Below are 24,706 nucleotides of genomic sequence, written 5' to 3'. Positions count from 1 at the left end.
ATCAGCACGCGACGAGTTTCTTGAGCAGCGCGATCTGCCCGCCGTGATACGTCCCATGCTCGACGACGCCGTCGAGCATGACACGGACGGTGTAGTCGTGGCCAACGACTTTCTCGTCGAGCTGGTCGTCGCCCATGGCCTTGACGGTTGATGCGAGCGCACGATGTCGCTCCTCGAGCCGCGTCAGCGCGGCCGTCCACGCGTCTTCGGTCGCGACCCTGGGTGGAGACGGCCAGTCTTCGTCCGTCACAACGTCCTTGCGAGGGGCACCGCCCAGTCGCTCGTGCGGTATGTCGACCCAGGTGATGATGTGGAGCACGAGCTCCCAGATCGTGTGAGCAGACGCCACCGGTCGCTCCATCGCTTGTTCGTGTGTTACGCCGCCGAGCACCTCCGCCAGGGCCGGGCCATGCCACATGGGACCGATGAACGTCCGCTCGAGTCGATTCGCCAAGGCCTGTGTCTCGGACATTGTAATGGTGTTTAAAGACTCATCATCGCGGCGGCGCATAGTATCGGAATCCGCCCGAACTGGCTCGGAACCCAGCGGTGGTGAACGCGGCGGCGTAGGCGCTTCCTGCGGCGGGCACACCGTCGACGGTCTCGATCATCGGATCGCGGCGCCCGTCGCTCGTCTCGGCCAACCGTCTCACGAGCGCTCGCGCCGCGTCCGTCACATCGGCGAGGCTCGCGCCGGACTTGATCGTTAGGCGGCGCCCTCGCGCTTCGGCGACGAGAAGTACCTCACCGGCGCGCGTCGCGAGCAATGCCCCTCTGCTCCGTCGCCGTGCCAACTCCAGCGAGCGACTTTCGGCAACGGCGGTGCCAGGCAGCGTGTACGGGTTCGCAGGATCACTCGAGGCCATTATCACGATCGGCGACGCGCTGCTCGCCTCCTCGGCGTTCGCGCTCGCCTTTCCACTGGTACGCAGCAGCTCGACGGCCGCTGGCAGCGCGAATTGAGCACCGGCCAGGCCGCGCACGAAGTACCCTCGCCGCACGTCACCGCGAAATTCGAGTCGCTTGAGCTCCCGATAGATGGCGCGCCACGAAACGGTCGGTCGCTCCCGCTTCCACCAGTCACGCGTCACGACCCCATAGCGGTCGAGCCATTGCCGCGCGACGACTTCGGCGAGAACGCTCTCGTCGTCGGATACCCCAAGAATTCCGCTTGTTCGTAGGAGTGCCCAGCGGCCAGGCCACGTTGCGGAGCCCGGATCCGGTCGCCCCTCAGTCGGCGGCCTCCACTTCGGGAGACGCCGCAGGTTCGGGCGCCGCTGCACCACCGGTCGGTTCGCCGAAGGTGAGAAATCCGCCGGAAGCCAACGTGTCGGATCGGGTTGCCTGCGAATGCGCGCCGATAGGAAGGGCCGCCAGCGCACGACGTGACGCAGGGATTCCATCGTATCGTTCGTGACGAGTCCCGCGCCGACGAGTTCCTTGAGGCCGTCGCGCGTGGCCCGCCCTCCGAGCTGCGTCGAACGCACGAGGTCATCGAAGAACGATGCTCCTTCGGTCCGGAGCGCCTGATATAGCCGCTCGGCGTTTTCGGTCAGCGTTGGCCCGCCATCTACCGGCTCCACGAGCCACGCGCGCCCGCTTCCACGCCTAACGAACCGGAGCTGGGCGAGCGTCGCGCTCTCGTCACTCGCGGTGGTGGCGGAGCCGCCCACCCACACGGCCTCACCAGCGGCAAAGAGCCGCGAGATTGCCTCAGCGTCGTATCCATTCACGCGTTGGCGCAGGTACTCGCGCTCCCACGCATCCGCCGGTCGCGCGATGCCGTACATCTGGCGAATCACCGCACTCGTGCCGTCTGCGCCGTCCAGCTGGGACGCGGGTTCCAGGTGCTGCCAGCGCTGCAGAAAATGCGCGAAGGCTTCGATGCCGACGGCTTCGACCTGTCGTCTGGCGGTGGCGAGCTCCCGACGACGTGCCTGCTCGAGCAGACGACGCGAGACCCATCGCTGCGCCGGCGGTTGGCCTTCGCCGATCGCAAAATTGCCGCGTACCAGCTTGCCGGCAGCAGTCCACTCGTCCAGCTGTCGAGCAACAGTTTCGACCTCGAGATCGTAGCGCTGCCGGACGTCTTCGATGGAGAGAGGGCCATTGAGCGCGACAAATCGAGCGAGGAGCTCGCGTCGCGCGGCACCGCGGGTTACGGTGGCGCGGCGCAGTGACTCCGGGATGGCAACCGTTGCTGGCGTCTCCGCGAGCTCCGGCCCCGCCCCCACCATGATCATCGCCGCTTCTCCGAAGGAAGCCACGTAGCGCGGGTAGGCATCCGTGAGAATGATCCGTTGTTGCGTCCAGCCGTTGCCTAACGGGATTGCCAAGCCCACCGCTCTTCCGCTCTCGAGCAGCTCGCGGATCGGTTCACCCATCACTCCTTCCGTCACGATCCGTTCGCGCAACTCCGCGATAGTGAGGTCGCCAGCGCGATCGAGGAGAATCGCGAGCTCGTCGGCCGTCCGCGCGCGACGCGTCAACGCCGTCCCGCGGCGAACGGCGAGGAGTTCCTCGAGCGAGCGGAGCGTGCCTTCGTCCGCCGCAAGACCATCGGTGCCCAGAAGTTCGTCGAGCAGCCCTCGATCGAGCGATAACATCGCGGCGCGCTGCTCGGCGCGCGGCGTGTCGTCCGCGTACATCCAATCCATCACGAAGCCGAACTGCAACGTCGCCGCGAACGGCGACGGGACTGCCGTCTCGACGTCGCGCATCTCGATGGCGCCCGACTGCAGCGCGCGCAGCACCTCCGCGAGCGCCGGCATGTCGAATGCGTCCTGCAGCACGTCGCGATACGTCTCCACGAGGATCGGAAAGGACGGAAATTCGCGCACTGTCTGCAGCAGATCCTGCGCCTTGAGTCGCTGGAGCCAGAGCGGCATGCGCCGGCGCGGATTGCCGCGCGGCAGCAGCAATGCGCGGGCGGCATTCATGCGAAAGCGCGCTCCGAACAGCGAAGAATCTCCGATTTCCTCGAGGACGCAGCGCTCCGCGTCCCCAGGCGTGAGAAGGCGCAAGGCATCCAGCGGAACGGGACCGTTGAGATCGGGGAGGCGGAGCATGATCCCGTCGTCGGTCGTCTGAACCTGGACGTCCGTACGCGAGGTGCGTCGTGCGCCATTGCGATGGAGCGCGTCACGCACACGAGCGGCGAGTACCATTCCCCAGGGTGCGTTGACACGTCCGCCGAACGGCGCGTGAAGGACGATGCGCACCGCGTTCGTCTCGTCCCGAAAGTGTTCGACGACGAGAAGCTTGTCGTCAGGCACCACACCGGTGGCGTGGCGCTGCTGGTGGACGTATTCGACTAGCGACTGAGCAGTCGCAAGATCACACTCGTACTCCTTTGCGATCTCGGCGGTGTCTGCTTCTGTCCGTGCCTCGTCGAGTCGCCGTCGCAAGACACCGACACGCGGTGCGAGGTGCGCCGAGCGCGCCGCGTATTCTCCATGCCAGAAAGGCATTCGCGCGGGCGCGCCGGGTGCCGGTGTGACGATGACACGATCGTGCTCGATCGCGTTGACCCGCCAAGTCGACGAGCCGAGCTGAAAGACATCGCCGATTCGCGTCTCGTGCACGAACTCCTCGTCGAGCTCCCCGAGCCGGGTGCGGTCGGGAAGATTCACCGCGTATAGTCCACGGTCGGGGATGGTACCACCATTGACGACCGCGACGAGTCGCGCGCTCCGGAGCGGCGTTAGGCGGTCATTCGTTCGATCCCAGACCATGCGCGCCTCGAGTTCCCCCGCGACGTCGGACGGATACTTGCCCGCGAGCATTGCCAGCACCTCGTCGAATGCGGCGCGAGTGAGGGCGTGATATGGGTACGCCTGCCTGACGAGCTCGAAGAGATCCTTGCTCGTCCAGTCGTCGTCGATCGCGACGGCGGCAACCACGCCCTGCGCAAGTACGTCGAGAGCATTCTGCACGACGCGCGTTGGCTCGACGTCGCCGCTCCTCATCCCTCGCATTATCGCCAGCGTCTCGGCGGCATCATCGCGAAATGTTGGCACGAAAACGCCGCGACTCACTGCCTCCAGCGTATGTCCGGCCCGGCCCACACGCTGCAACGCCGTCGAGACGCGCTTAGGACTCTGCAATTGCAGAACGAGATCGACTGAGCCGATGTCGATGCCAAGCTCGAGTGAGCTCGTGCTTACGAGCGCCTTGAGCTTACCGGCCTTGAGCGCTCCTTCGAGTAGAAAGCGCCGCTCGCGCGAGAGTGAGCCGTGATATGGTAGTGCGAGCTCCTCGCCAGCGAGCGCATTGACGCGCGCGGCCATCTTCTCCGCCTGAGCGCGATTGTTGACGAAAACGATGGTTGTGCGCGCGCTACGCATGTAGCGCAGCACGAGCGGTGCAACTGAGGGCCAGATGGTGCCGCCCGGAACATGTCCCAGATCCTCGACCGGCGATTCGACGATGATCTCGGTGCGCTTCACGAGTCCGCAGTCGACGATCGTGACGGGACGGAACCGGCCGTCGCGGCAACCGCCGAGGAAGCGCGCGATCTCGTCGAGTGGCCGTTGCGTAGCGGAGAGACCGATTCGTTGAGGACTCTGCTCGCACAGCCGCTCGAGTCGCTCGAGCGTGAGCGCGAGGTGAACGCCGCGCTTTGTACCGGCGATGGCGTGGATCTCGTCCACGATCACCGCCCGAACTGCCGAGAACATCCCTCGCCCGCGCACCGTCGTCAGCATTATGTGCAGGGACTCGGGCGTCGTGATCAGTACATGAGGCGACTTCCGGATCATGCGCGCACGCGCAGACGCGGGCGTGTCGCCGGTGCGTACCGCAACGCGAATCTCGGGGAAGGACTCACCCGCGGTGGCGAACCGTTGCTTCAGCTCAGTCAGCGGCCGCTCGAGGTTGCGCTGGATGTCGTTGTTGAGCGCCTTGAGCGGCGAGATGTAGAGAATGTGAACGGCGTTCGCGAGCGGCTCGACACTCCCGTCGACAATGAGGTTGTTTAGTTCCCAGAGGAACGCGGTGAGCGTCTTGCCCGTCCCGGTCGGTGCGAGAATGAGCGTATGCTCACCGCTCGCAATTGCCGGCCAGCCCTGCTCCTGCGGCGCGCTAGGCGCGCCGAGGGTCTCGCGAAACCACTCTCTAACGAGAGGATGGAAAGGCTCGAGAACGGGCGACACCAGCGGGCGCTTCGGCATATCAGGAAAGCTGCCCGGCGTCCGACTTCCGCGCTAGGAAAAATGGAACGTCGTCGTGTCTCGTGATGACGTTGGTGGCTGGTGCTTGGTCGTTGGTGGTTAGGAACTAACGGCCAGCAACCACCCAGGGACCAACCTCCCACGACCAACCACCAGCCACCAACCGCCCACGACCAACCACCAGCCACCAACTACATCACCACTGCCTGCGCCAAAGTCATGTGCAACGATGCACCGGCTGGCAGACAGGACTCGTATTTTTCCGTCGCCTTCGCGGCGACGGCGCCGGCCGCCGCTCCTGTCGCGGCGCCGATCACAGTGCCCTTGGTATTGTGGCCGATTATCTGACCGAGAATCGCGCCCGCAATCGCGCCGCCAATGACCTTCTTCTTATCCGCATTGGCGTCCGGATTCGGGACTTTCACGCGCTCCAAAGGCGTGCTCGGCGAAACGTCGCCGGCAATGCTGTACGACGAGTCGTTGACGTATACCGAACGCACTCGGAAGAGAATCTGGGCCTGATCGCCTGGCGTTACCGAAGCGACCTCTAACACGACCTTCGAGCCCGCCGGAATGACAGCGCCGTTTGTGCCGTTCACTGGCGAGTCGACCGTAGCAACGATCTTATCGCCCGGCCGGTTGGTCTCGGTGCAAACTCGGCCGCCGGATGTCATGTCGATGCCCGTGCCCGAGCCGATCTGACGCGTTGGCGTGGCCGCCGGCGCTGGGCCAGGGGCCGGAAGTGGTGCCGCAACCTGAGCATGCGGTGTCGCGTCCAACGGCGTCTGAGCCGGCGACATCCGTTCTCTGCGAGCCGTGCGCGTCGGCGTGGGCGTCTTTGCCGGTGCAGACGCCCGGATGGGCGCGGTCCGCGGACTCAGCGCCGTGTCCTGAAAAGTCGGCTGAGGCTGCGCGGCTACTTGCCCTGCGAGCTGGAGATCGCGCGAAAGGTCCGAGTCTGCCGATGCGTTGCGCTTCTGATCCGAGCAGGCCGTAATTCCGCCGACCACACACAGAATCACCGCTACTGTCTGGCGTGATGGAATTCTGGAAACGAGCAAAGGAATTTCTCCGCTACGTGCTTAAGGGTCAGTGCCGTCACTCCGGCCAGCGATCGGAGAGATCTCTTCATCGCGGCGCTACCTGGAATGACACAACTACCGCAACGATCCCTTATTACACGCGCGAAGAGCGCTAGTTCGCTGTGACGCGAAGCGCTCAGCTTTCTTTACGGCTGGAACTTGTACCCGACTTTCCACACGGTGAGGATGTGCCTCGGCTCTGCCGCGTCGGGCTCCAGTTTGCGTCGCAGCTCGGCGACGTGCGTGTCGACAGTTCGACTCACGACCGACGCGCTGTAGCCCCAAACGGCCCGCAGCAGCTCGTTCCGGCTCGTAACCCGACCCTGACGGCGGAGAAGAGCGATCAACAGATCGAACTCCTTCGGGGTAAGCTCGACACGCTCACCGAGACGTCGCACCGTCCGAGCACTGACGTCGACCTCGACGTCGCCGAAGCGCTCGATGACCGGCGTCGCCGGCGCGGTCGCCACACCTCGCCAATGTCGTGTCCGCCGGATCAACGCCTCGATGCGTGCGAGCAGCTCGAGCACGCCGAAGGGTTTCGTGACATAATCGTCCGCGCCGAGGCGAAAGCCCAGAACCTTGTCCGCCTCCTCGCCGCGCGCCGTGAGAATGAGAACCGGCACGGCGCGTCCCTCATCGCGAAGCGTCCGCAGGACGCGGTAGCCATCCATCCCGGGGAGCATCAGATCGAGCACGATGAGATCTGGATCGAGCTCTCGCGCCTGCTCGACGCCCGAGAATCCATCCTCGGCAACAGCGACGGTGTAGCCGGCGATCTCGAGACTGTTGCGGAGGCCGTAGGCGAGGTCCGGATTGTCCTCGACGACCAGCACCGTCGAACCAAACTGAGCATTCGGTCGCGCGTCGGCCATCTGCGGGGCGAAGGAGGAATCGTCGCGAGATAAAATGCGCTCGCGCCGGACGTCTGCACCTCGTACGAAAATGCTCATTGTCTGGTGACGAGATGCTCTGCGACGCCGCTGTATGAGGCGGAGGCGCTCGAGACGGTGGCGGCCGCCGGCGTGCGCGAGTACGGCTGCGCTGCGCAGGGGATCTCGATGGTGAAGCGCGAACCGGCGGTAGCGCCTTCGTCGACGAAAACACGGCCGCCGTGCGCGGCGGTCAAGTTGAGCACGAGCGCTAAGCCAATTCCGCTGCCCGCGATGGCGGAATTGGCATCTCGGTCGAGACGGTGGAATGGCTCCCAGATCCGCTCGCGTTCGGACGGGGGAATTCCCGGTCCCTCATCCTCGACCCACATCCGCGCCGAGCGACCGTCGCCGACACGCTCGAGTCCCACGGAAATGGTCTGACCGGACGGCCCGTACTTCACAGCGTTGTCGAGCAGATTGATGAGGACCTGACGCATCGCGCCGCGATCCACCTCCGCGACGACGTCGTCGTCGAGCCGCACGCTCACTTGCACGTGCCGCGCGTTCGCGAGCGGCGCGAACGCCTCGAGCACTTCCCGAACGAGCGGCGCGAGCTCCGTCTGCTCGGGCATAAGCGTATTCTCACCACGCTCGAGACGGTCGAAGCAAAGCACCTTGTCGACGAGATGGCCGAGGCGCCGGGCTTCCTGATCGATGATGTCGAGCGAACGCGTATGCTCCTGCGTCGAGCGAATCCATCCCATGCGCAGCAGCTCGGCGAACATGCGGATCTGTGCGAGCGGCGTCCGTAGCTCGTGCGAGACGCTCGACACGAAGTCGGCTCGGAGCCGAGCCAGCGCTGCCTCGCGTCGCAACTGCCGGAAGGCAATTGCGACGAGAGCAGCCGTGATCACGAGCAGCGCGAGGAGAACGGGAAATCGATAAGAGTCGCCGAGGATGAGCCTTCCAGCGACTCCCGGCTTGAGTGATGCCTCGACGGAGAATCCGGCGACGTTCTTCTGTTGCTCGTACTCCGCGCTGTACTGATCGCCGAACTGCCACGGTGATCGGTACAGAACGTTGTTTTTTTCGTCTCGGACGGTGATTGCCACCAGATGGTCGTCACCGGCCTGCTTGGCCAGTGATGGCGGGAGCAGTTCCCATTTGGCGAGATTCGCCGCAAAGGCGGCGACATACCGTTTCGATTCGCTCACGACGCCGAACGCGGCAACTGGTCGGCCCAGCGTATCGCGAACGACCGTGTACGACACCGTTAGGCGGCGTCCGTCGACCTCACCGACGACAGTGGCAACGCGCCAGTTCATCTTGAACACGCGGATGGCGTGGCGCGTGATCGTATCGCGCAGCCAGGATCGTTCGAGGCGCTCCGGCTCGCGCGCGACATTGCCATCGCTGAGAACCGTCGTCAGCGCGCTGTCGTTCAAATCGAGCCGGAAGTAGTACGACGCGGGGATCGGCGCCGCGCAGTCGTTGCAATGCTCAATGTGGCGATTCTGTGCGACGAGAATACCGGGAGATGGAAGGTCAGCACCTGGCTGCGGCGGATCGAGCTGCTCCGCGGGACGCAGCAGCTCCGTCATCGAGAGCCACATCTCCTCCTTCATATTCGACGCGAATTCCCAGGCGGCGAAGCCTGCGTATTCGTGGAGCGCCCGCGACGCCGTCGCGCGCTGGTCCTGTTCGGCGCGGAAGGCCTGAAATACCAGCGCCGACACGACCGCCAAGGCGGCGAGCAAAATGGCCAGGGTCGGCACGCCACGACGTGCACGGCCAGACGATCGCGAGAAAACGTTAGGCATACGCGTCACACGAGTCACGGACAGACCGAACGGAAAGTCGCCCCGAAATATGCGATCCGGCGTCCGGCGTACCTGTCAGCAAATTGTCAGGCCTGCCTCAGACCGACCGGCCGATGACCAATTCCTCTCCTGCCGATGACGGCGTTCGCTGCGGGAGCATCACGGAAAAAACGCTCCCGTCGCCGTAATTGCTCCGCACGCTAACCGTGCCGCCGAGACGGTCGAGCAACTTTCGCGTGATGCTCAACCCGAGTCCCGTTCCGCCGAACTCGCGCGTGCGTGATTGGTCGACCTGGCGGAAATCTTCCCAGATCGCCTGGAGATCCTTCTCGCGAATGCCGATGCCGGTGTCGACGACATCGATGCGCACGCCGTCGCCAGTGTCGGCGCAGCGTGCAACGACGGCAACGCGTCCCTTGTTCGTGAACTTCACCGCGTTCGACAACAAGTTGAGCAATACCTGACGCACCTTCGTCCGATCGGTATGCAGCGCTGGACATTCGAGCCCGATGTCGACGACGAACTCCAGGCTCTTCTTGCGGACCATCGGTTCGATCTGCTGCGCGACCTCCGCAATGACGTCGCGGAGCTCGACGTCCTCGAGGTGTAACGGCATCTTCCCGGCTTCGATCTTCGCGAGATCGAGGATGTCGTTGATCAGCGCGAGCAGGTGCTCGGCGGCCGCGCGGCTGCGGCGCAGTGCGTCGCGCTGGCGGTCATTGATGTCGCCGAGCACGCCGTCGATGAGAAGTGCCGAGTAGCCGATGAGAGCGTTGATCGGCGTGCGGAGCTCGTGCGACATGCTTGCGAGAAACTCCGACTTCAGCCGATTGGCGCGCTCGACCTCCTGTGACTGCCATTGGAGTCGCGCGTTTTGTTCCGCGAGATCGGCGGTCGCCGCTCTGATCCGCTCCTCGAGCTCGCTGTTCATCGTCTTGAGCGTTTCATAAAGCCGCTCGATCTCGACCTCCTTGGTGCGATCGTGCAGCACGGAGACGATGGCGATCGGCTCGCCGCGCTCGTTGAGAATCTTCCCGGAAACCACTTCCACGGGCAGCTGGCTGCCGGTGAGCGGATGGACGAGCGCGATGCGCTCGCGCCGCGCGCGCGCGTCGAGCAGCGCGAAGTCGGAGATGAATGACGTGAACTTCGTGTCGTTGCCGCGAACCGCTTGCAGTTGTCTCCGACTGCGCTGTTGGATCTCGCTCGCCTGGAACAACTGCTCTGCCTGATCATTCATCAGGATGATGTTCGCGCGCTCGTCGGTTACGAGAATGGGATCGGCGACGTTCTCGAGAATCAGATTCAGTCGGTCGCGCTCCGACGAGGCTTTCATCTCGGCGAGCCGAACGCGTTGTACCTGTCGTTCGAGCTCGTTGGAAGCGCGTCGCAGGTCCGTGACGTCGCGCAAGACCGAGAGAACGGCGTCGTCGGGTCCGACGCGTTCGCTCAGCGGGTGTGCCAGTACTTCGAACAGGAGATCATTTCCTTCGTCCGGGTCGACGAGATTCAACTCGCGCGGTCCACTGGCCTGGCCGCCCGTCATCACCGCCTTCGCCAGAAACGACGTGAACAGCAGGTTATTCAGCTCGATCGCGCGGCGGCGACCGCTCGAATCGCCGTCCTTCCCGTTGAGCAGTCGCTCCGCGCGCGAATTCTGAGCAATGATGTCGTTCGTGGCGTTGGTGATGACGACCGGATCGGGAAGCGAATCGACCATCAACGTGAGACGATCGCGCTGCTGCGAGAGTCGCTCGATCGAGTCGCGCGATTCCTGCAGCGAGGCGAGGCGAGCGATGATCGGGCCTGCCAGCATAACGAGCGTGGTCACCGATCCGATGACGCGCTCGGAAACGGCACCGTCGATGACGATCACGCCGCCCGGCGCACTTGCGAGGCGCCGTTCGACGGACGCGAGCAGTCGGACCTCGCCTTCTCCCACAATCTCTTGAGCGTGCGGGAGCGACATCACGGGCAGCGACCCGCGCACTCGCGCTTGCGGCATCGGCAGCGCGGTCCAGCGAGCCATCGAAACGAAGGCACGAATGCTCGACCGGCCGCCACCGGTGACTGGCGCAAGGGTGAGCGCGCAAATCACAAGCGGATTCGAGAGATCGCCAATCGAGATCGCCGCGTGAGGCGGCGAGTCGTAGCCGATGCTCGAGACTGAAATCAACGACTCCTGCGCCGTATCGAGGCGCAGCATGTGCCCGCGTTCTACGTCTGCAAGGTCGAGCACCTGCGCGAGGAGAAACGACGCGGCCGAAGAGAAATCGGGTGCCTCGGCGAGCGCCGACAAAACGCTCGCCACCGTCCGATCGGCGACTTCCGTCGCGCCGATCAATCCTTCGAGCTCACGCGTTCTGCTGTTCAAGCCGACGTCTCAGCTCCGCGTTCTCACGCTGCACGCGTTCGAGCTCCGACATCTCGCTCGCCCCAAGCTCACGCGGACGGGATACGGGCGACGTGATGCCGACTGCCTCCGAGTACTTGAGGTACGTGTCGATCGATGCCACGACGATACGAGCCTCGACCGTCACCAGGTCGATGCCGACGAGCGAGACGCGTACCCACGCGTCGATGACGATGCCTTTGTCCAGTACACGGTCGAGAACATCAATGAGTGAACTGCCGCTAGGCGTGCGTTCGACGGCCATGGAGGAGAGGGTTGGGGGCTAGATGACGAGCGGGGGGTTGGTAACGCAATTCTCGGTTCGTTTGAGAGTGTTCGGGTTCGGCGGCAACGCCTCACCCCTTCGATCCTCTCTTCTTCGCGAGTCCTTCGAGCGTACGCTCGATCCGATCGAGACGTTCCTCGAGCTGCCCGGGTCGCAGGGCGGCGTAAGGCGAGCCAGTCGTGAGGCGCGGATCGCTACGCCACCAGTTCAGACCGATTTGTTCGGCCTTATCGATGGAGCAGACAAGGAGCCGCACCTGAATCGTCAGCAGCTCGACATTCGCGAGATTGATTTTGATATCGCCGGCGACGACCAGGCCCTTGTCAAGGACGCGGTCGAGAATGTCTACCAGGCCGTGCGAGCGAGATGGATTAACGAACTCGGGCAATCAGCGATCCTCGTGAGTCGAGTTCTCCTCGGTCGAGATGAACGCGCCAGTGAGCTCGCGCGGCCCTCTCGTCATTAACGAAGTCGGCCCAACGGCCCGAGGTCGATATTCAGATCCTCGTCGGTGAGTCCGAATGTCGTCTTGAGCTCCCCCATTCGCTCGTTGAGCTTCAGGAGCGAGAGCCCGAGACGTTCGACTTGTTCGTCCGACAACGTGCCGCCATCCATGCGACGGATGGCTTGATGCTCGAGAATTTCCCGCAGCAGTTCTATCACGGTCAGCACGAGTCGCGCAAGGCCGTTTTCGACGTGTTCTGGGTCGGCGTTGATGCGGTCAGGCAATGCACGAGCAAGCGCTTCCAGCGCTAGATCCGGAGAGGAAGCCGGACCTATCGCATTGTGGCCGCTTGGTTCCTTCGGCGCGGCGAGGGGATCGTCGCGTTCACTCATTGCGGTTCGGGCTGCCAGAATCATGCCGAGCGCACGCCATGCTAATCTGACGCAAAACTATACGGCGCGCGCGGTCCCGCGACGACGATTCTGAGCGACGGACCCGCATTCACGCCAGCGAGCGCCCGTCGATAGTGCTCGAGATCTGCCCGCCGCACGAGATGCGCAATCGCAACCGGTTCTTTGGAAAGGGACCGGCGCTCATCCCTGGCGACCTCCGACACCGCGACCGTTACGCGATCGGTCAGGGCATCAGCGGCCGCGCGACGTTCGTCCGCGGCTCGTGTACGCTCGCGCACTACCTCGAGGTAGCGTCGACCTGCAGAAGGTTCCTCCCCCCGTGGAAGGGCGGCCGGCCATGGAACCGCACCTTCGATCGGGACGAGAAGCACCGACATCTCGATCGCGTCGGCGACTCGCTCCAAGCGCTCAAATAACTCGTCCTCACGCGCCGAGAGGTCGGCGAGGCAAGCCTCGTCGTCAGCGAAGCAGGAACCGAAGCGAGTCGGGAGCGGTGTGCGCCGCGTCGCCAGCGCGGCCTCGATCACCTCGTTATGCAGCAGCGCGAGCCGCGCGAGCGCGCTGCCGCTCGCGCGGAGTTTCGATTCGTCGACAGTCGCCACCCATGCCTCGAGGCCCGCGCCCGCGCGTGTGGTGATTGCACGGACGGCTGCACCGGCGATCCCGGTCAGGCCGGTGGGAAAATCCTCAGTCTTTGGCGGAGCCAGAACGCAGTAGAGATACGTCGCCATGCTCTGCGGAATCGTAGCGCTCGAGCGCCGTTTGCACGGAAGTCAGGATGAGCTTGAGATCCAACGCCAGCAAATCGATGTCGGCAATCGAGATCGTCACGTGGCCCGAAATGACGACGCCCTTGTCGAGAACGCGATTGAGCAAATCGCCAAGCGCGAGCTGGCGGTCGGACAGCTCATCGTCGTCCGAGTCGTTAGGCGTCGTCGTCACTGGATGCGGGCTGGCTTTGAACGAAGTGATATAGCGGCCATGGACCGGTAAAGTCGAACCGAAACCCCCGGGACGAGTGACGGCTGACAAGATCGGTAAGCACTCGCTGGAACCGTTCCAGCTCGCCCGCGGCGACCAGAAACGCGGCATCGAGGATCAGCGCCGCCTCCGCACCGCCATGACTGGCGCGAGGCGGGATACGAGTCTCGGTCGAGCCCACAGCGACGGGTCGGAGCGCGGCGACGATATCGCGGGCGACCCTGGCGCCGATGGCGAGGAGCTCCTGCTTCCGTTCCGTTTCGAGCTTGCGCTCGATGAGGTATCGCTGACCGGGCGTGGCCGCCGCCGCGGCGTCGCGCAGCTCGGCAAGTCGCGGACTGAAATCCACTGCCGACTTCGCGAGCTCGGAGTCGATGCGATAGACGCGCAACGCGTACTCACGTCCAGACCCGGCGCGGTCCAGCGCCGACGAGAGTTGTGACCCTCGTTCGATCAGCATCTTTTGAACTGCCGGTGCACCACTGAACAGAGAGAAGAGCGGAAGCGGCACCACCGGACCCTGGTCGCTCGCCCAGATCAACACGCGGTCGTGCGCAACCGCTCGCGGCGCGAGCCATTCCACGTCTTCCGTCGCATGCTCGACGGCTGCCGGCGCATATTGCTCTCCGTCGAGTCGCGACACCAGCGCCGCGAGATCGCCGTCAGCACACAGCTCGACATCGGTGTCGTCCAAGCCAGTCGGCGCGCGGGTCACGTCGAACGCTGCAGGAACGACGCCATAGACGTACCAGATATCCGAGAAAGATGGGGAGGGACGCGCCATCAGATTTGAGAAAAGGGAACTCGAGCCTTAACGCGAATCTTCTCGCTGCCAACGTTCGCACCAGTCGCGAATCGCGGCAACGCCAATCGGAGGTGGATCCATCTCGGGAGCGAAGAAAACCACGCGTGCCAATTGCTCCGGAGCCACTGAGGTATGGGAGCTCGCAGCCACACGATTGCGAACTTCCCCAAGGATCGCGATTCCCGTTGCGCCAAGTGCCGCCGACAATCGCTGTGTCTCGGCGGTCACCGCTGGCTCGTCGAGCGAGACCAGCACGGCGCCGGCTCTTGTCGAATCGTGGAGCAATCGATCCAGTGTGCGCGTCCGTCGACTGAAGGTCACGAGATCCTGCGCCGCGTCTACCAGTCCAGCGACTTCTCTGTACTTCATGATGAGACGCATCAAGCGATGACTCCATTCGAGAGCCAGTGACGGCAACTCGAGGAGCCGCATCAAGTGTCCCGTAGGAGCGGGATCGATAATGACGCGGGCGTAGCGTCCTGCTTCGAGCAACTCACCCAGTGACGCGAGCGCGTAGAGCTCATCGATGCCAGGTGGAGCGAGCGACAACAGGTCACGTAGAATGGCGCGATCGTGTGCGATATCGACGCTGCCGCCGGTAATTGCATCGAAGAAGCTGTCGACACGATGGCGATAGCGATCACGGAGCTCGTCGAAGCCGCTCCCGGCATCCATTTGCCATACATGTAGCCCGGGTGCAGTGTTCAGGGACTCCGGCCCTTTGTGTGCCCAGGGCGTGCCAGTGATTCCAAGAGCGTCACCGATGGATGGCGCGGGATCCGTCGAGACGAGCAGTGTGTCGTCAACTCCCTTGGCGCCTTCGAGAGCGGAGATGATTGCGAGGGCACAGGAGACTGTCGTCTTACCGACACCCCCCTTGCCGCCGACAATTGTGAGAGTGCGCAGCAGGCGGAGGATGCGTTTCCTCTGGCCGGCGCTGTCGGGCCCGGCGCTGGGGGGCCCCCCCGCCTTCGAATCTACCTTCGATCGATGTTCGTTCCGAAAGCGTTCTCTCGCACCCACCATCGATTTCCGACGGCCGGCAGCCACTCCAAGCGGAGTCAGCGCGCCTAACGCTAACGAACACGCCCTCAGGCCGATCGGCGGCGGCTCGACGCGCGGCAGCCCGAACAAACCACCCGCCGGCGCGATCTCCGACAGCTCTGCCATCGCGACCGCATCCTCTGAAATCGCTCCCTCCATCGAGTCCACGACAACCGCGACAATAGAGATCCCGAGCCCCCGCAGCGCCTGTGCATATCGCACCGTTTCGTTCACGACGACGCGCTCCGACCGCGTCACCAGCACCGCGCCCGCTCGTTCCGAATTGCCTAACGCTTCTCGCAATTCGCCAAGCGTGCGCCGCATCTCGTCCAGAAAGTCGTCCGCCGCGTCCCGTCGGTAACGGTGCGTCAGCGCGCTCACCATGAACCGATGCTTCGCCTGCATCGAATCGAGCAGCGAAATCATCGCGGCGAAGGTGTCAGGCAGCGCGAGGAGACGAAGCGTGTGCCCGGTCGGCGCCGTATCGACAGCGAATCGACTCCATCGTTGCGGCGCGTCGGCGCTCAACAGCTGCGTCAGAACGAGCAGACCGAAGATCTCGTCTGCGCCGGGAAATGATGTGTCGACGAGACCTCGGATCTCCTCCGAGTCGAGGTAGGTCCCACGATCGATGATCGTGACCAAGACCTCTCGCCACCGCTGGAGAAACGCTGCCCGTGCGGAAGCCGGATCGAGTTGCATCGCCGACAGCCCATTCGCGCCGAGGACAGCGCTGGCTTCTCCAGGGACGAGCGTCGTTTCGAGGGCGGGACCGAGTGAACCGGCGGGATCCGTGGCGACGAGGAGGGTCCGGTTCCCTGCGGCGGCAAGCCGTGCGGCAATACCAATTGCGCATGTGGTCTTTCCGACTCCGCCTTTACCGACGATGAGGGCGAGGCCGGGCAGTCTCTCGAGAAATTCGTCTATCGCGGGACGGCTCGGCGCTCGATCAGCGCTCACCCCTTTGCGCCTTCGTCCTCGTCGCGCGCGACGCGAACCGGGCCTCCCGAGACGCCCTTTCCCAGACGCTCACGCCACTCGCGCACTTCGCGCAGTCGCTGCATCAGTGCCGCTTCGCGCCGCACGTACTCGGCATCGTCGATGTCTCCGAGCTCGACCAGCATCTGCAGTTCCATGAGCTGCTGCTTCACGGCCGAGTCGTCCGTCAACTCCTCCTCCACAACGGCCTGAACCTTTCCTAACGCCCACCGGACACCCGCAACGGGGCCGGTAACGGGAAAGAAAAGGATGTTCGAGAGCAGCCCCATGCGGGAGGTCAGTCCGCCTTCTCTAACTTCAGCTTGATATTCACAAAGTTGTACGGGGGCCAAGGGCCCGAGTACTTGAACGTCAACAACTCCTCGTACTTTCGGCTCGTCTCCTTTACGCGCTCGTCGAAGGCAAACTCCTGCGCTCGATCGACGAGGAACGCCGCGTTGAGGATCATTCGATCGCCGATCGGCTTGTTGCTGCGGCTTGCGACGGCAACGGGCTTGATCTGATCGTGAATGTCGTTCACGTAGCGTTGGCCGATTTCCTCGAGTGCGGAGTCGATCAGGCGGCCGAGCTGCATGCGAGCGAAGTATGTCGATGATGCGGTGTGTCGACTGATCTCGTCCTTCAACCTTCGGATCTCGTCGTTCTCTCGCTCGATGTTGGCGATGACCTTCTCTCGGTCCCACAACACTTTCAGCCCGAACTCGATCTTGTCCTGCATCTTGCTGAGAACATCGCTGAACGCTTGATAGGTCGAGCGCAGTAGTTCGGTAACGTCGTCTTCCGATCGAAACACCGTGCCGAAAGACATGGGAATCACGGTGTGCTCTTTCATCACGGTCTCGTTCACGAACTCGTGAGCGAGTACGTTCTCGCGCGTCGGATCGTAGATGACGATCGGAGTATCGCTCACGACCGCCGCGAGATCGTGAAAGGCCACCGTGTATACGCGCTGTCCACCACCGATCCCGATCGCCCCGAACTCACGCAGGCGATCGCTGCGAATGATGCAGTACACGTATTTACCGACGTCGGGTGCGACGCCGGCGGTTACAACGTCCGTCGGGGAGGTTTGCAAATCAGCCATGATTCGCTGGCACTGGGATGCTTGTACGTCAAGCAGGGCGCTGGCCGATCCTGAGCCGACCCTGCCGCAAGGTCGGGAGAATATATGGGCGAGTACAAACTTCGGCCAACGGGAAGCAACGCCCAGTGTCCTTCGTCACCTTCCTGATGAGACTTGCTGTCATACCAGCGTGACTCTGTATTCTCGTTAGACACTGAGCTCGAATTGCGGAATCTCGCCCTCCAGTCCCTCACGCACTTGCATAGCGATGTCATCGATCGCCGTCGGATCCGCGATGATGTCGTACTCGCGAACATCGATTGCGAGGACGGGACAGCGATGGAAACCCGCAATCCAGTCAGCGTACCGCGTGTGCAGTGCCGTCCAGTATTCGACGCTCGTATCGCGCTCCTTCGGACGCCCACGATCGGCGATGCGGTCGAGAACCGTAGACAGGGGCGCATGGAGGTACACGAGCAGCCGCGGCGGCCGAGCTGCGGGCGAGTGTAGGAGCTCGCCATAGAGCCGAGCGTAGAGGTCCCACTCGGCCGCCGTCATCAATCGTTGCTCGTACAAGCCACGCGCAAACACTTCAGCATCTTCGTACCAGGTCCGGTCGAGCACCCAGCCACCGCCCGCGCTGCGGATGCGCCGCATAGCTGCGAAGCGCGAGGCAAGAAAGTGAAGCTGGAGATGCAACCCGTACGTGCGCATGCCCTCGGGCTCGCCGTAGAAGTGCTCGAGCCATGGGTTGGTTGCGTCGACACTCTCGAGCGCGAGCTGAAGGCCGAATCTGGCTGCTAGTGCTCGGGAAAGGGTCGTCTTTCCGGTTCCGACCATCCCGGCAACGCCGAGGAGCATGTCTGACGAGGGGCGGTGGGGAACGGAAGGAGACCGGCGAGCGCGAGGGGACGCGAACACTGCCCCTTCTTGCTCTCCGAAGCAACACCGCGCGTCACACTTTTTCGCGCGTGGCGTGAGGACGGGCTAGCCGATCGTCAACTCGTCGGTTTGAGGGTTATACGAGGTGGGGATCGTCGCGAGCGGGTTGATCGATGTGGGCGCGGAGTTGTCCGGCCCATTGATCACCGTCCCGTCAGGGTTGAAACGCGAATGATGACAGGGGCATTCGATGATGTTCGTCGGCTGCACGGCTGTGTCGCACCCTTGATGAGTGCAGATCAGCGACAACGCAAAGAACGACATTGTGTCGACTCGCTTGACGGCGCGTTCGCCGAACTGCACGAGCGTGCCGACGGAGGCGAGCTCAGTGTGATCAGAAACCTTGATCGTCAGCGTGCCCGAGGGGACGCCGCCGGCGGAGTGCGACGGCAGGGGTGGACCGAACACGCCGTTGCCGCACCCTGCGACGAGTGCGGCGGCCGCCGCCGCCGCCGCGCCCTTCGCCAGAAACGCGCGCCTACTTAAACAATTCGCACACGACATGAGGCTCCTTCGTCAAGCCTGAATGAACGCCCCTTTCCACTCCGCGGCGTCCTTGTCCTGTTGATACAGTTTGTCGAGATCGACCACGACGTTGTCGCCGTTGCGGCGTACCGCGAATCGATCCATGCCGCGGGTTGCACGTCCCTCGATGAAGGAGCCGTCTGGGCGATACTTTGAGTGATGCTTGGGGCACTGGAACTGCGCTTCGCGCTGCTCCCATTTGAGCGCCGTGTTCTGATGCGGACACGCGAGCGAGAAGACGTAGACCGTTCCCTGCCAGCGCACGACGATCAACGATTCCTCCCGGTCGATCATGGCGCCGTCCTCGTTAGGTATCGGATATGTGCGCTCGTCGGCACGCGCCGACACCGGCAACGAGGACGCGAAACGCACCGGCAGCGCACGCGCGTCGGAGGTGACGGCGCCAAGCGCGGCGAAGATACCCACCGCAGCCAGCGCGGCGTCGCGCAGAAAGCGGCGGCGCTCCAGAACCTCGCCCAATGGACACTCGGTGCACGAATTCATACTCTGCTCATCTTTCACATCACGACGATTCATCGATGCTCCTGCCGATCGTATCGGACGTGCCAGGGCGGCGCTAGGCAATATTGGCCAACGCGACGCCGGCGAGGGTGATGGCGTACCACAGCGCAACGCTCGTGAGCGCCGTCCGACGCAGACGCGTCCACGCTGGCGAGCTCTCGGCCGCGTCTGCGCGGAGCGCCTTTTCGGCGCGAGTCATCGCGAATCCGTTTCCGAGCAGCACACAGATCATTCCCATTTTCAACCAGAAGACCCACGAACGCAGAAAGGTTTCCACATCGGAGGCGAACAACAGCAGCCCCGTTGAGACCGAGAGCACGAGGCCGCCAACGACGAGCTGGTGGACGCCAGACAGCTCCAGGAGATGCCGTCCGCGTTCGGCGGCGGCGAGGCGCAACGCACGCAGCGTCGCACGGTCCGTCGCAACCGCCAATCCGCCGGCCATGAGCAGCGAGGCGATGTGGCCAAAGGTCACCACGGTCGCGATCAACTTCGAATCGGCGTAGAGATGCGCCCACGGTTCGAACAGGCGCGCGAGTGCCACGGTCGTTGGCGCGGCGGCTGATTCCAGGAGCATGCTACTTGTTATACAGCTTCATCGCCAACGCACTCACAACCGTCACCGCCATCGATGAGATCGCGATCGTGCGGTGCTCGCGTCGCTTGTTGAAGTCCGTCTCGGCGTCCTTCGACAGCTTCACACCCGCGTAGGTGAAGCCCGCGTCCGCCACGAGCATCGTCAACGCGTGAAAGTATCGCAGCGCGCGACCGTTCGGAGTACTTCGCGAGTCCCAGAGATTCCACAGTCCAGTGACTGTATTGACTGTGAAGATACCCGCGAGTGCGGTCGCTCCAGCGCGATGCGTCGTCTTCGCCCAGTCAGGAGCCTCGTTTCCGTGCTTGTAAATCCGCTCGCCGGCGAACCACTGTGCGGCGAAGATTGGGATCACGGTGTAGCTGAGCGTGCGATGAATGGTCAGGCGACGCCCGTACCAATCGCTGATTTCAATCGCTCGCGGACGAACGCGCGGCGTGTCCGCGACAACTAACGGGGGCACGAGAAACGTCAACGACGTATCTCGCGCCAACGTCGAATCCGAAGCCCCGACGACGACACTCACGACAAACGGCAAGACATGTACGAGCAGCATGTACGATCCTGTACTGGACGATGCGGTAGACGGAACCACCAACCCCGGACGAGTAGGTGGCGTTCCCGGCAATACGTGGAACTGGCGGAGTGATTGGCAACTGCCGGAGAGCGCAATCGATTGAGACGCAGCGAATGCAAAGCGCAACTGAGCGACGGCGTCTGTCGTTCGCGCGTCGGTGTCAGCTGCGCCTCACTTGATTGCGTCGTCAGCCAGCGGCGGGATTTTCGGTCGCGGGGAAGCTAGTCCTGCGCTTCAGCATCAATCTGCTCTCATCTGAACGCGAAGCTTAGTGAGCGCTTCGCCCCTAATCTGCGAGATCCGCGACGCAGATAGTCCCAGAACTCGCGCGATCTCCTGAAGCGTGAGCTCCTCGTAGAAGTAGAGCGCCAACACAGTGCGCTCCTGCGGTCGCAGCCCGCGAATCGCCAGGCCAAGCAGTGCGACCTCCTCCTCCTGGCCAAGGCGCTCATCCGCGCCCGGTGCGCTCTCGTCCGCGATCGCGCCCGCGGCGGTGAGCTGTCCCTCGTCACGGAGCGCGCGTGGTGCGACGTCGAGCGACACTTCGATTGCGCCGTCGACGTCCATCTCCCACTGACGCAGCGTGTCGACGCTGACGTTGAGTTCCATCGCGACTTCCGACGACTTGGCCTCTCGACCCAATCGATGGAGGAGTGCCTCGCGCGCTGCGGTTATCGATCGCGCCTTGCGGCGCGCGCCGCGCGACATGAAGTCGTGTCGTCGCAACTCGTCCAGCATCGAGCCACGGATGCGCGGAACAGCGTAGGTGCTGAACGTGAGACCTCGTGCGGGTTCATAGCTCGCCGCCGCCTGCATCAGCCCTACCGCGCCGGCACTCACGAGCTCATCGAGGTCGACCTTGTCGTGCAGGCGCCGTGAGAGCTGACGCGCGACATGGTGCACGAGACCCACGTGCTGTTCGGTCAGCACCGACACGCTTGCGTCGGCGGTTTGGCTCGACAGCCGGAGAGAATAAGAGAGGGAGGGAGACATCGCGGAGATCCTCGTGAACGGAGGGGAAGGGCCCGTCTCGATCGTCCGCGCCTCTAAAGGCAAACCGTGCTCCACTATTAGACCGGCGATTCTTGCCGCCAAGGCTAACGCGGCTTCGGTTGGCATGAGTGCGACTAATCAACTGTAAGTCAACAACTTGCGATCGCTGCCAGAGCCACCAGTTGCAGCTCTCCGCCGAACGTACGTCGTGCGGCGTAAACTAGGCAGAATTTTCCCTACGGCAGAAATTGCCGGGTAGTGTTGGTTATCCTGGGTCCTGAAGGAAAAAACGGGCGCGACAGCGCCCGCCCCCGAACTCGCTCTTCTAGAGCAGCTGTTCGGGTTCTCGACGGGTCAGCTCCTCGGCAGCGCATTCAGTTTGTTTCTCAAGGTACGCACGCTCAGCCCCAGCAATTCGGCCGCGCGCGTGCGATTCCCCTCTGTCGCCTCGAGCGCTCGGACGATCAACTGCGTCTCGGCCGCGCCGAGGTCGAATGAGTTCAGTACGACTCGCTCGAGATCACTGGGGTCAGAGCCGTTGGTCTCCAACGCGTGGATCCGAAGCCCCACCTCTCGAGCGGAGCTCGCTTTTTGTATGAGACCGAATCGCTGACCCTCGAAGTGCGTCGGCAGTAGCATCGGCCCGCTTGCCAGAATGACTGCTCGTTCGATCGCGTGCTGCAGCTCCCGCACATTTCCCGGCCAGTCGTATCGCTGCAGCAGGGCCAGCGCATCCAATGAGATTCCCGCAAACTCCTTCTTCGTCTCGGTCGCCGAGTGCGCGGCGAACCGATAGGCCAGAAGCGGAACATCCTCGGAACGCTGACGAAGCGGCGGTATTTCGATTGGAATCACGCTGAGGCGGAAAAAGAGATCGCGGCGAAAGCGGCCGGCTTCGGCTTCCGTGGCGAGATCGCGGTTCGTGGTTGCGATGATGCGGACGTCGACCTTGATCGATGATGTCCCTCCGACGCGCTCGAACTCCTGCTCCTGCAAAACGCGCAGAAGCTTTGCCTGAAGATCGAGCCGCATCTCGGAGATCTCGTCGAGCAGCAGCGTTCCACCGTGTGCGCGCTCGAATGCACCGGCCACGCGCTTGATAGCGCCGGTGAATGCCCCGCGCTCGTGACCGAAGAGCGCACTTTCGACGAGTCCCTCAGGCAGCGCAGCGCAATTCAGCTTGATGAACGGACCTTCCGCTCGCTCGCTCTGGTCGTGGATTGCCCGGGCTACGAGCTCCTTGCCAGTTCCCGACTCTCCCTGGAGGAGCACGGTGGCTCGAGTGGGCGCCGCCGTCGCAACTGTTTGCAACAGACGCCGCATAACTGCGCTCTCGCCGATGATCTGCCGCTCGTTGCGTAGCGCCATCACTTCGTGCCGCAGGACGTTGTTCTCTCTTCGCAGTCGAGCCACTTGCAGAGCTTTGGTCACCGCGTGCTCGAGCTGTTCGGGCCGGACGGGTTTCGTTATGTAATCGGCGGCCCCTGCCTTGATGGCCTGCACGGCGTGCTCGATCGAGGCGTATCCCGTCACCATGACGAGTGGGATTTCATAGCCCTCATCGCGAAGATGCGCGAGGAGCTCGAGACCCGTCATTCCGGGCATCTTGAAATCCGAAATGATCAGCTCGATGTCGCCATACGAGAGAGCTTGTAGTGCCTGCGGTACGCTGCGCGCCCCGATGGCCTTGTGCCCCGCGCGGAGGAGTGTGTCCTCGAGCAGCAGACCGATAGTCGGGTCATCATCGACGTACAGAATCGTCGCCATCGTCGTCCCGGAACGACTGGTCCTCTCACTGGCGCGGGAGCAATCCCCGCCGATACTCGGATACCTGATGCAGAAACGTCACTGTTCACCTACGGTCCGGTGAAAGGACGAGGCGGCCGAGAACGCTCTAAAGAATCCGCGGCCGCTCCCGATACTGTAGCTATGAGGTTGCGATGACGATAGGCTTCTCGCCCTTTATCACTGCGGACGTGGACGAGACCTTCAGCCACGGGGCCCAATGGTCGCCTGCCACAGGCGGCACGGAAGGGAACGACACTCTTCCGATCAGGCTCGAGCTCATCCGGCGCCGAGTGCTTGTCGGATACTACGCTTCGCCCCGAGTAGCGACTGAGCTTGCTCGCCGCATCGTCCAGAGTGACTCGTTGTCGGAGTATTAGCTCGCGGTAGCAGAGTCTGGCCGTAATAGCTTACGGCCATGACGTATTCGCACCGTCGCGAGCCAGACCAGTCGACTCGGCGCATTGCCATCAGCGGAGCCTCTGGGTTCCTGGGCGCCGCGCTCGCCGCGCAACTGCAGCGAGAGGGCATGACCGTTCAACGCCTCCGTCGAAGCGAGCGCGCTACTCCTCCCGACGTCTCATGGCGACCGGATAAGGGAGAGATCGACATCGCCGCACTGAACGGTGTCGACGCGATCGTGAATCTCGCCGGCGCGCAGATCGCCCGACGCTGGACACACAGGCGGAAACGAGAGATTCGCGACAGCCGAGTCACATCGACAACGGTCCTTGCGAACGCGATCGCGCGCCTCGAGCATCCGCCGACAGTATTCGTCAGCGGATCCGCGATTGGGGTCTACGGCGATCGTGGCGACGAGGAGCTCGACGAGGAGAGCGCGATCGGAACGGGGTTCCTCGCCGACGTTGCCTCTGCGTGGGAGCAATCGACGGAACCGGCCCGCCTGGCCGGAATTCGGGTCGTGCTCATACGCACGGGCATTGTGCTGAATCCCAGCGGCGGTGCGCTCGCGAAGCTGCTTCTGCCCTTCAAGCTTGGGATTGGCGGGCGAATCGGATTGGGGACTCAGTGGATGAGTTGGATCGGACTCGAGGACTGGATTGCTGCCGTTGAATTCGCGCTCGCCGCCGACGTTGCGGGTCCGGTCAATCTCGTCGCGCCCAACCCCGTGCCTAACGCGGACTTCGTGACGACCCTAGCGCGCGTCCTCGGTCGGCCGACACTCCTTCCCGTTCCTGCGAGCGCGATCAGTCTCGTCTTCGGCGAGATGGGGCGTGAGACCTTACTCGGCAGCCAGCGCGTCCACCCCCGTCGTCTGGTGAAGGCGGGTTTCGAATTCGCTCATCCCACGCTCGAGCAGTCGCTGCGACAGGAGCTGGCGTTAGGGGCCAGTCCAGCGAAATCACAGCCCCTAGCGCCTCAGGTCTAGC

General features: G+C 63.5%; 23 protein-coding genes. 1 reads left to right on the top strand and 22 read right to left on the bottom strand.

Annotation, left to right across the window (positions count from 1 at the left end; genetic code table 11):
* Nucleotide 1 precedes the first annotated feature (1 nt).
* From VGH98_11705 to VGH98_11600, 22 genes are all read right to left on the bottom strand, one after another.
* Nucleotides 2-472 (bottom strand): DinB family protein, encoded by a 471-nt coding sequence (locus tag VGH98_11705; GenBank protein ID HEY2376631.1) that lies wholly within the window; start codon nucleotides 470-472, stop codon nucleotides 2-4.
* A gap of 22 nt (nucleotides 473-494) precedes the next feature.
* Nucleotides 495-5,171: a DEAD/DEAH box helicase gene (locus VGH98_11700; protein ID HEY2376630.1), complete on the bottom strand. Its 4,677-nt coding sequence runs from the start codon at nucleotides 5,169-5,171 to the stop codon at nucleotides 495-497.
* 191 nt (nucleotides 5,172-5,362) lie between these two features.
* Nucleotides 5,363-6,232, bottom strand: a complete 870-nt coding sequence (locus tag VGH98_11695) for a glycine zipper domain-containing protein (protein HEY2376629.1) — start codon at nucleotides 6,230-6,232, stop codon at nucleotides 5,363-5,365.
* A gap of 167 nt (nucleotides 6,233-6,399) precedes the next feature.
* The gene (locus VGH98_11690) at nucleotides 6,400-7,206 is read right to left on the bottom strand and encodes a response regulator transcription factor (GenBank protein HEY2376628.1); all 807 of its coding nucleotides are present in this window, start codon (nucleotides 7,204-7,206) and stop codon (nucleotides 6,400-6,402) included.
* The gene (locus VGH98_11685; GenBank protein HEY2376627.1) at nucleotides 7,203-8,966 is read right to left on the bottom strand and encodes a HAMP domain-containing sensor histidine kinase; all 1,764 of its coding nucleotides are present in this window, start codon (nucleotides 8,964-8,966) and stop codon (nucleotides 7,203-7,205) included. The genes VGH98_11690 and VGH98_11685 overlap by 4 nt, the downstream gene beginning before the upstream one ends.
* Nucleotides 8,967-9,045: 79 nt before the next feature.
* The gene (locus tag VGH98_11680) at nucleotides 9,046-11,322 is read right to left on the bottom strand and encodes an ATP-binding protein (GenBank protein HEY2376626.1); all 2,277 of its coding nucleotides are present in this window, start codon (nucleotides 11,320-11,322) and stop codon (nucleotides 9,046-9,048) included.
* A complete protein-coding gene (gene gvpA, locus VGH98_11675) occupies nucleotides 11,303-11,605 on the bottom strand; it encodes a gas vesicle structural protein GvpA (GenBank protein HEY2376625.1) in 303 nt (100 codons plus the stop codon). The genes VGH98_11680 and gvpA overlap by 20 nt, the downstream gene beginning before the upstream one ends.
* 91 nt (nucleotides 11,606-11,696) lie before the next feature.
* The gene (locus tag VGH98_11670) at nucleotides 11,697-12,014 is read right to left on the bottom strand and encodes a gas vesicle protein (GenBank protein ID HEY2376624.1); all 318 of its coding nucleotides are present in this window, start codon (nucleotides 12,012-12,014) and stop codon (nucleotides 11,697-11,699) included.
* Nucleotides 12,015-12,088: 74 nt separating this feature from the next.
* Entirely contained in the window at nucleotides 12,089-12,463 is a 375-nt protein-coding gene (locus VGH98_11665; protein HEY2376623.1) for a gas vesicle protein K, read from the bottom strand.
* A 41-nt stretch (nucleotides 12,464-12,504) separates the two neighbouring features.
* Nucleotides 12,505-13,215 carry a GvpL/GvpF family gas vesicle protein gene (locus VGH98_11660; GenBank protein HEY2376622.1) on the bottom strand — a complete coding sequence of 237 codons (711 nt, stop codon included), beginning with the start codon at nucleotides 13,213-13,215 and terminating at the stop codon, nucleotides 12,505-12,507.
* Nucleotides 13,172-13,426, bottom strand: coding sequence for a gas vesicle protein GvpJ (gene gvpJ, locus VGH98_11655; GenBank protein ID HEY2376621.1), 255 nt, complete (start codon nucleotides 13,424-13,426; stop codon nucleotides 13,172-13,174). The genes VGH98_11660 and gvpJ overlap by 44 nt, the downstream gene beginning before the upstream one ends.
* Entirely contained in the window at nucleotides 13,410-14,249 is an 840-nt protein-coding gene (locus tag VGH98_11650) for a GvpL/GvpF family gas vesicle protein (GenBank protein HEY2376620.1), read from the bottom strand. The genes gvpJ and VGH98_11650 overlap by 17 nt, the downstream gene beginning before the upstream one ends.
* Before the next feature lie 27 nt (nucleotides 14,250-14,276).
* Nucleotides 14,277-16,274: an ArsA family ATPase gene (locus VGH98_11645; GenBank protein HEY2376619.1), complete on the bottom strand. Its 1,998-nt coding sequence runs from the start codon at nucleotides 16,272-16,274 to the stop codon at nucleotides 14,277-14,279.
* A complete protein-coding gene (locus VGH98_11640; protein ID HEY2376618.1) occupies nucleotides 16,271-16,582 on the bottom strand; it encodes a gas vesicle protein GvpG in 312 nt (103 codons plus the stop codon). The genes VGH98_11645 and VGH98_11640 overlap by 4 nt, the downstream gene beginning before the upstream one ends.
* Before the next feature lie 8 nt (nucleotides 16,583-16,590).
* On the bottom strand, nucleotides 16,591-17,397 hold the full coding sequence (locus VGH98_11635) for a GvpL/GvpF family gas vesicle protein (GenBank protein ID HEY2376617.1): 807 nt from the start codon (nucleotides 17,395-17,397) through the stop codon (nucleotides 16,591-16,593).
* 186 nt (nucleotides 17,398-17,583) lie between these two features.
* A complete protein-coding gene (locus VGH98_11630) occupies nucleotides 17,584-18,237 on the bottom strand; it encodes a deoxynucleoside kinase (protein ID HEY2376616.1) in 654 nt (217 codons plus the stop codon).
* Between the two features lie 126 nt (nucleotides 18,238-18,363).
* Complete coding sequence (locus VGH98_11625) at nucleotides 18,364-18,822, bottom strand: Rieske 2Fe-2S domain-containing protein (protein ID HEY2376615.1); 459 nt, start codon at nucleotides 18,820-18,822, stop codon at nucleotides 18,364-18,366.
* 12 nt (nucleotides 18,823-18,834) lie between these two features.
* Nucleotides 18,835-19,380, bottom strand: a complete 546-nt coding sequence (locus tag VGH98_11620; GenBank protein HEY2376614.1) for a Rieske (2Fe-2S) protein — start codon at nucleotides 19,378-19,380, stop codon at nucleotides 18,835-18,837.
* Between the two features lie 40 nt (nucleotides 19,381-19,420).
* Nucleotides 19,421-19,942, bottom strand: coding sequence for a hypothetical protein (locus tag VGH98_11615; protein HEY2376613.1), 522 nt, complete (start codon nucleotides 19,940-19,942; stop codon nucleotides 19,421-19,423).
* Between the two features lies 1 nt (nucleotide 19,943).
* Nucleotides 19,944-20,516, bottom strand: coding sequence for a hypothetical protein (locus VGH98_11610; GenBank protein HEY2376612.1), 573 nt, complete (start codon nucleotides 20,514-20,516; stop codon nucleotides 19,944-19,946).
* Nucleotides 20,517-20,777: 261 nt separating this feature from the next.
* On the bottom strand, nucleotides 20,778-21,530 hold the full coding sequence (locus tag VGH98_11605; GenBank protein ID HEY2376611.1) for a FliA/WhiG family RNA polymerase sigma factor: 753 nt from the start codon (nucleotides 21,528-21,530) through the stop codon (nucleotides 20,778-20,780).
* A gap of 354 nt (nucleotides 21,531-21,884) precedes the next feature.
* Nucleotides 21,885-23,297: a sigma-54 dependent transcriptional regulator gene (locus tag VGH98_11600; GenBank protein HEY2376610.1), complete on the bottom strand. Its 1,413-nt coding sequence runs from the start codon at nucleotides 23,295-23,297 to the stop codon at nucleotides 21,885-21,887.
* Nucleotides 23,298-23,733: 436 nt separating this feature from the next.
* Here VGH98_11600 and VGH98_11595 point away from each other — a divergent pair, with 436 nt between their 5' ends.
* Nucleotides 23,734-24,705, top strand: a complete 972-nt coding sequence (locus tag VGH98_11595) for a TIGR01777 family oxidoreductase (GenBank protein ID HEY2376609.1) — start codon at nucleotides 23,734-23,736, stop codon at nucleotides 24,703-24,705.
* The last annotated feature ends 1 nt before the right edge of the window (nucleotide 24,706 follow it).

It is taken from the genome of Gemmatimonadaceae bacterium (assembly GCA_036496605.1).
Taxonomy (GTDB): Bacteria; Gemmatimonadota; Gemmatimonadetes; order Gemmatimonadales; family Gemmatimonadaceae; genus AG2.
The sequence above is the reverse complement of the archived record's forward strand: the minus strand, read 5'-3'. Positions and strand labels throughout refer to the sequence as shown.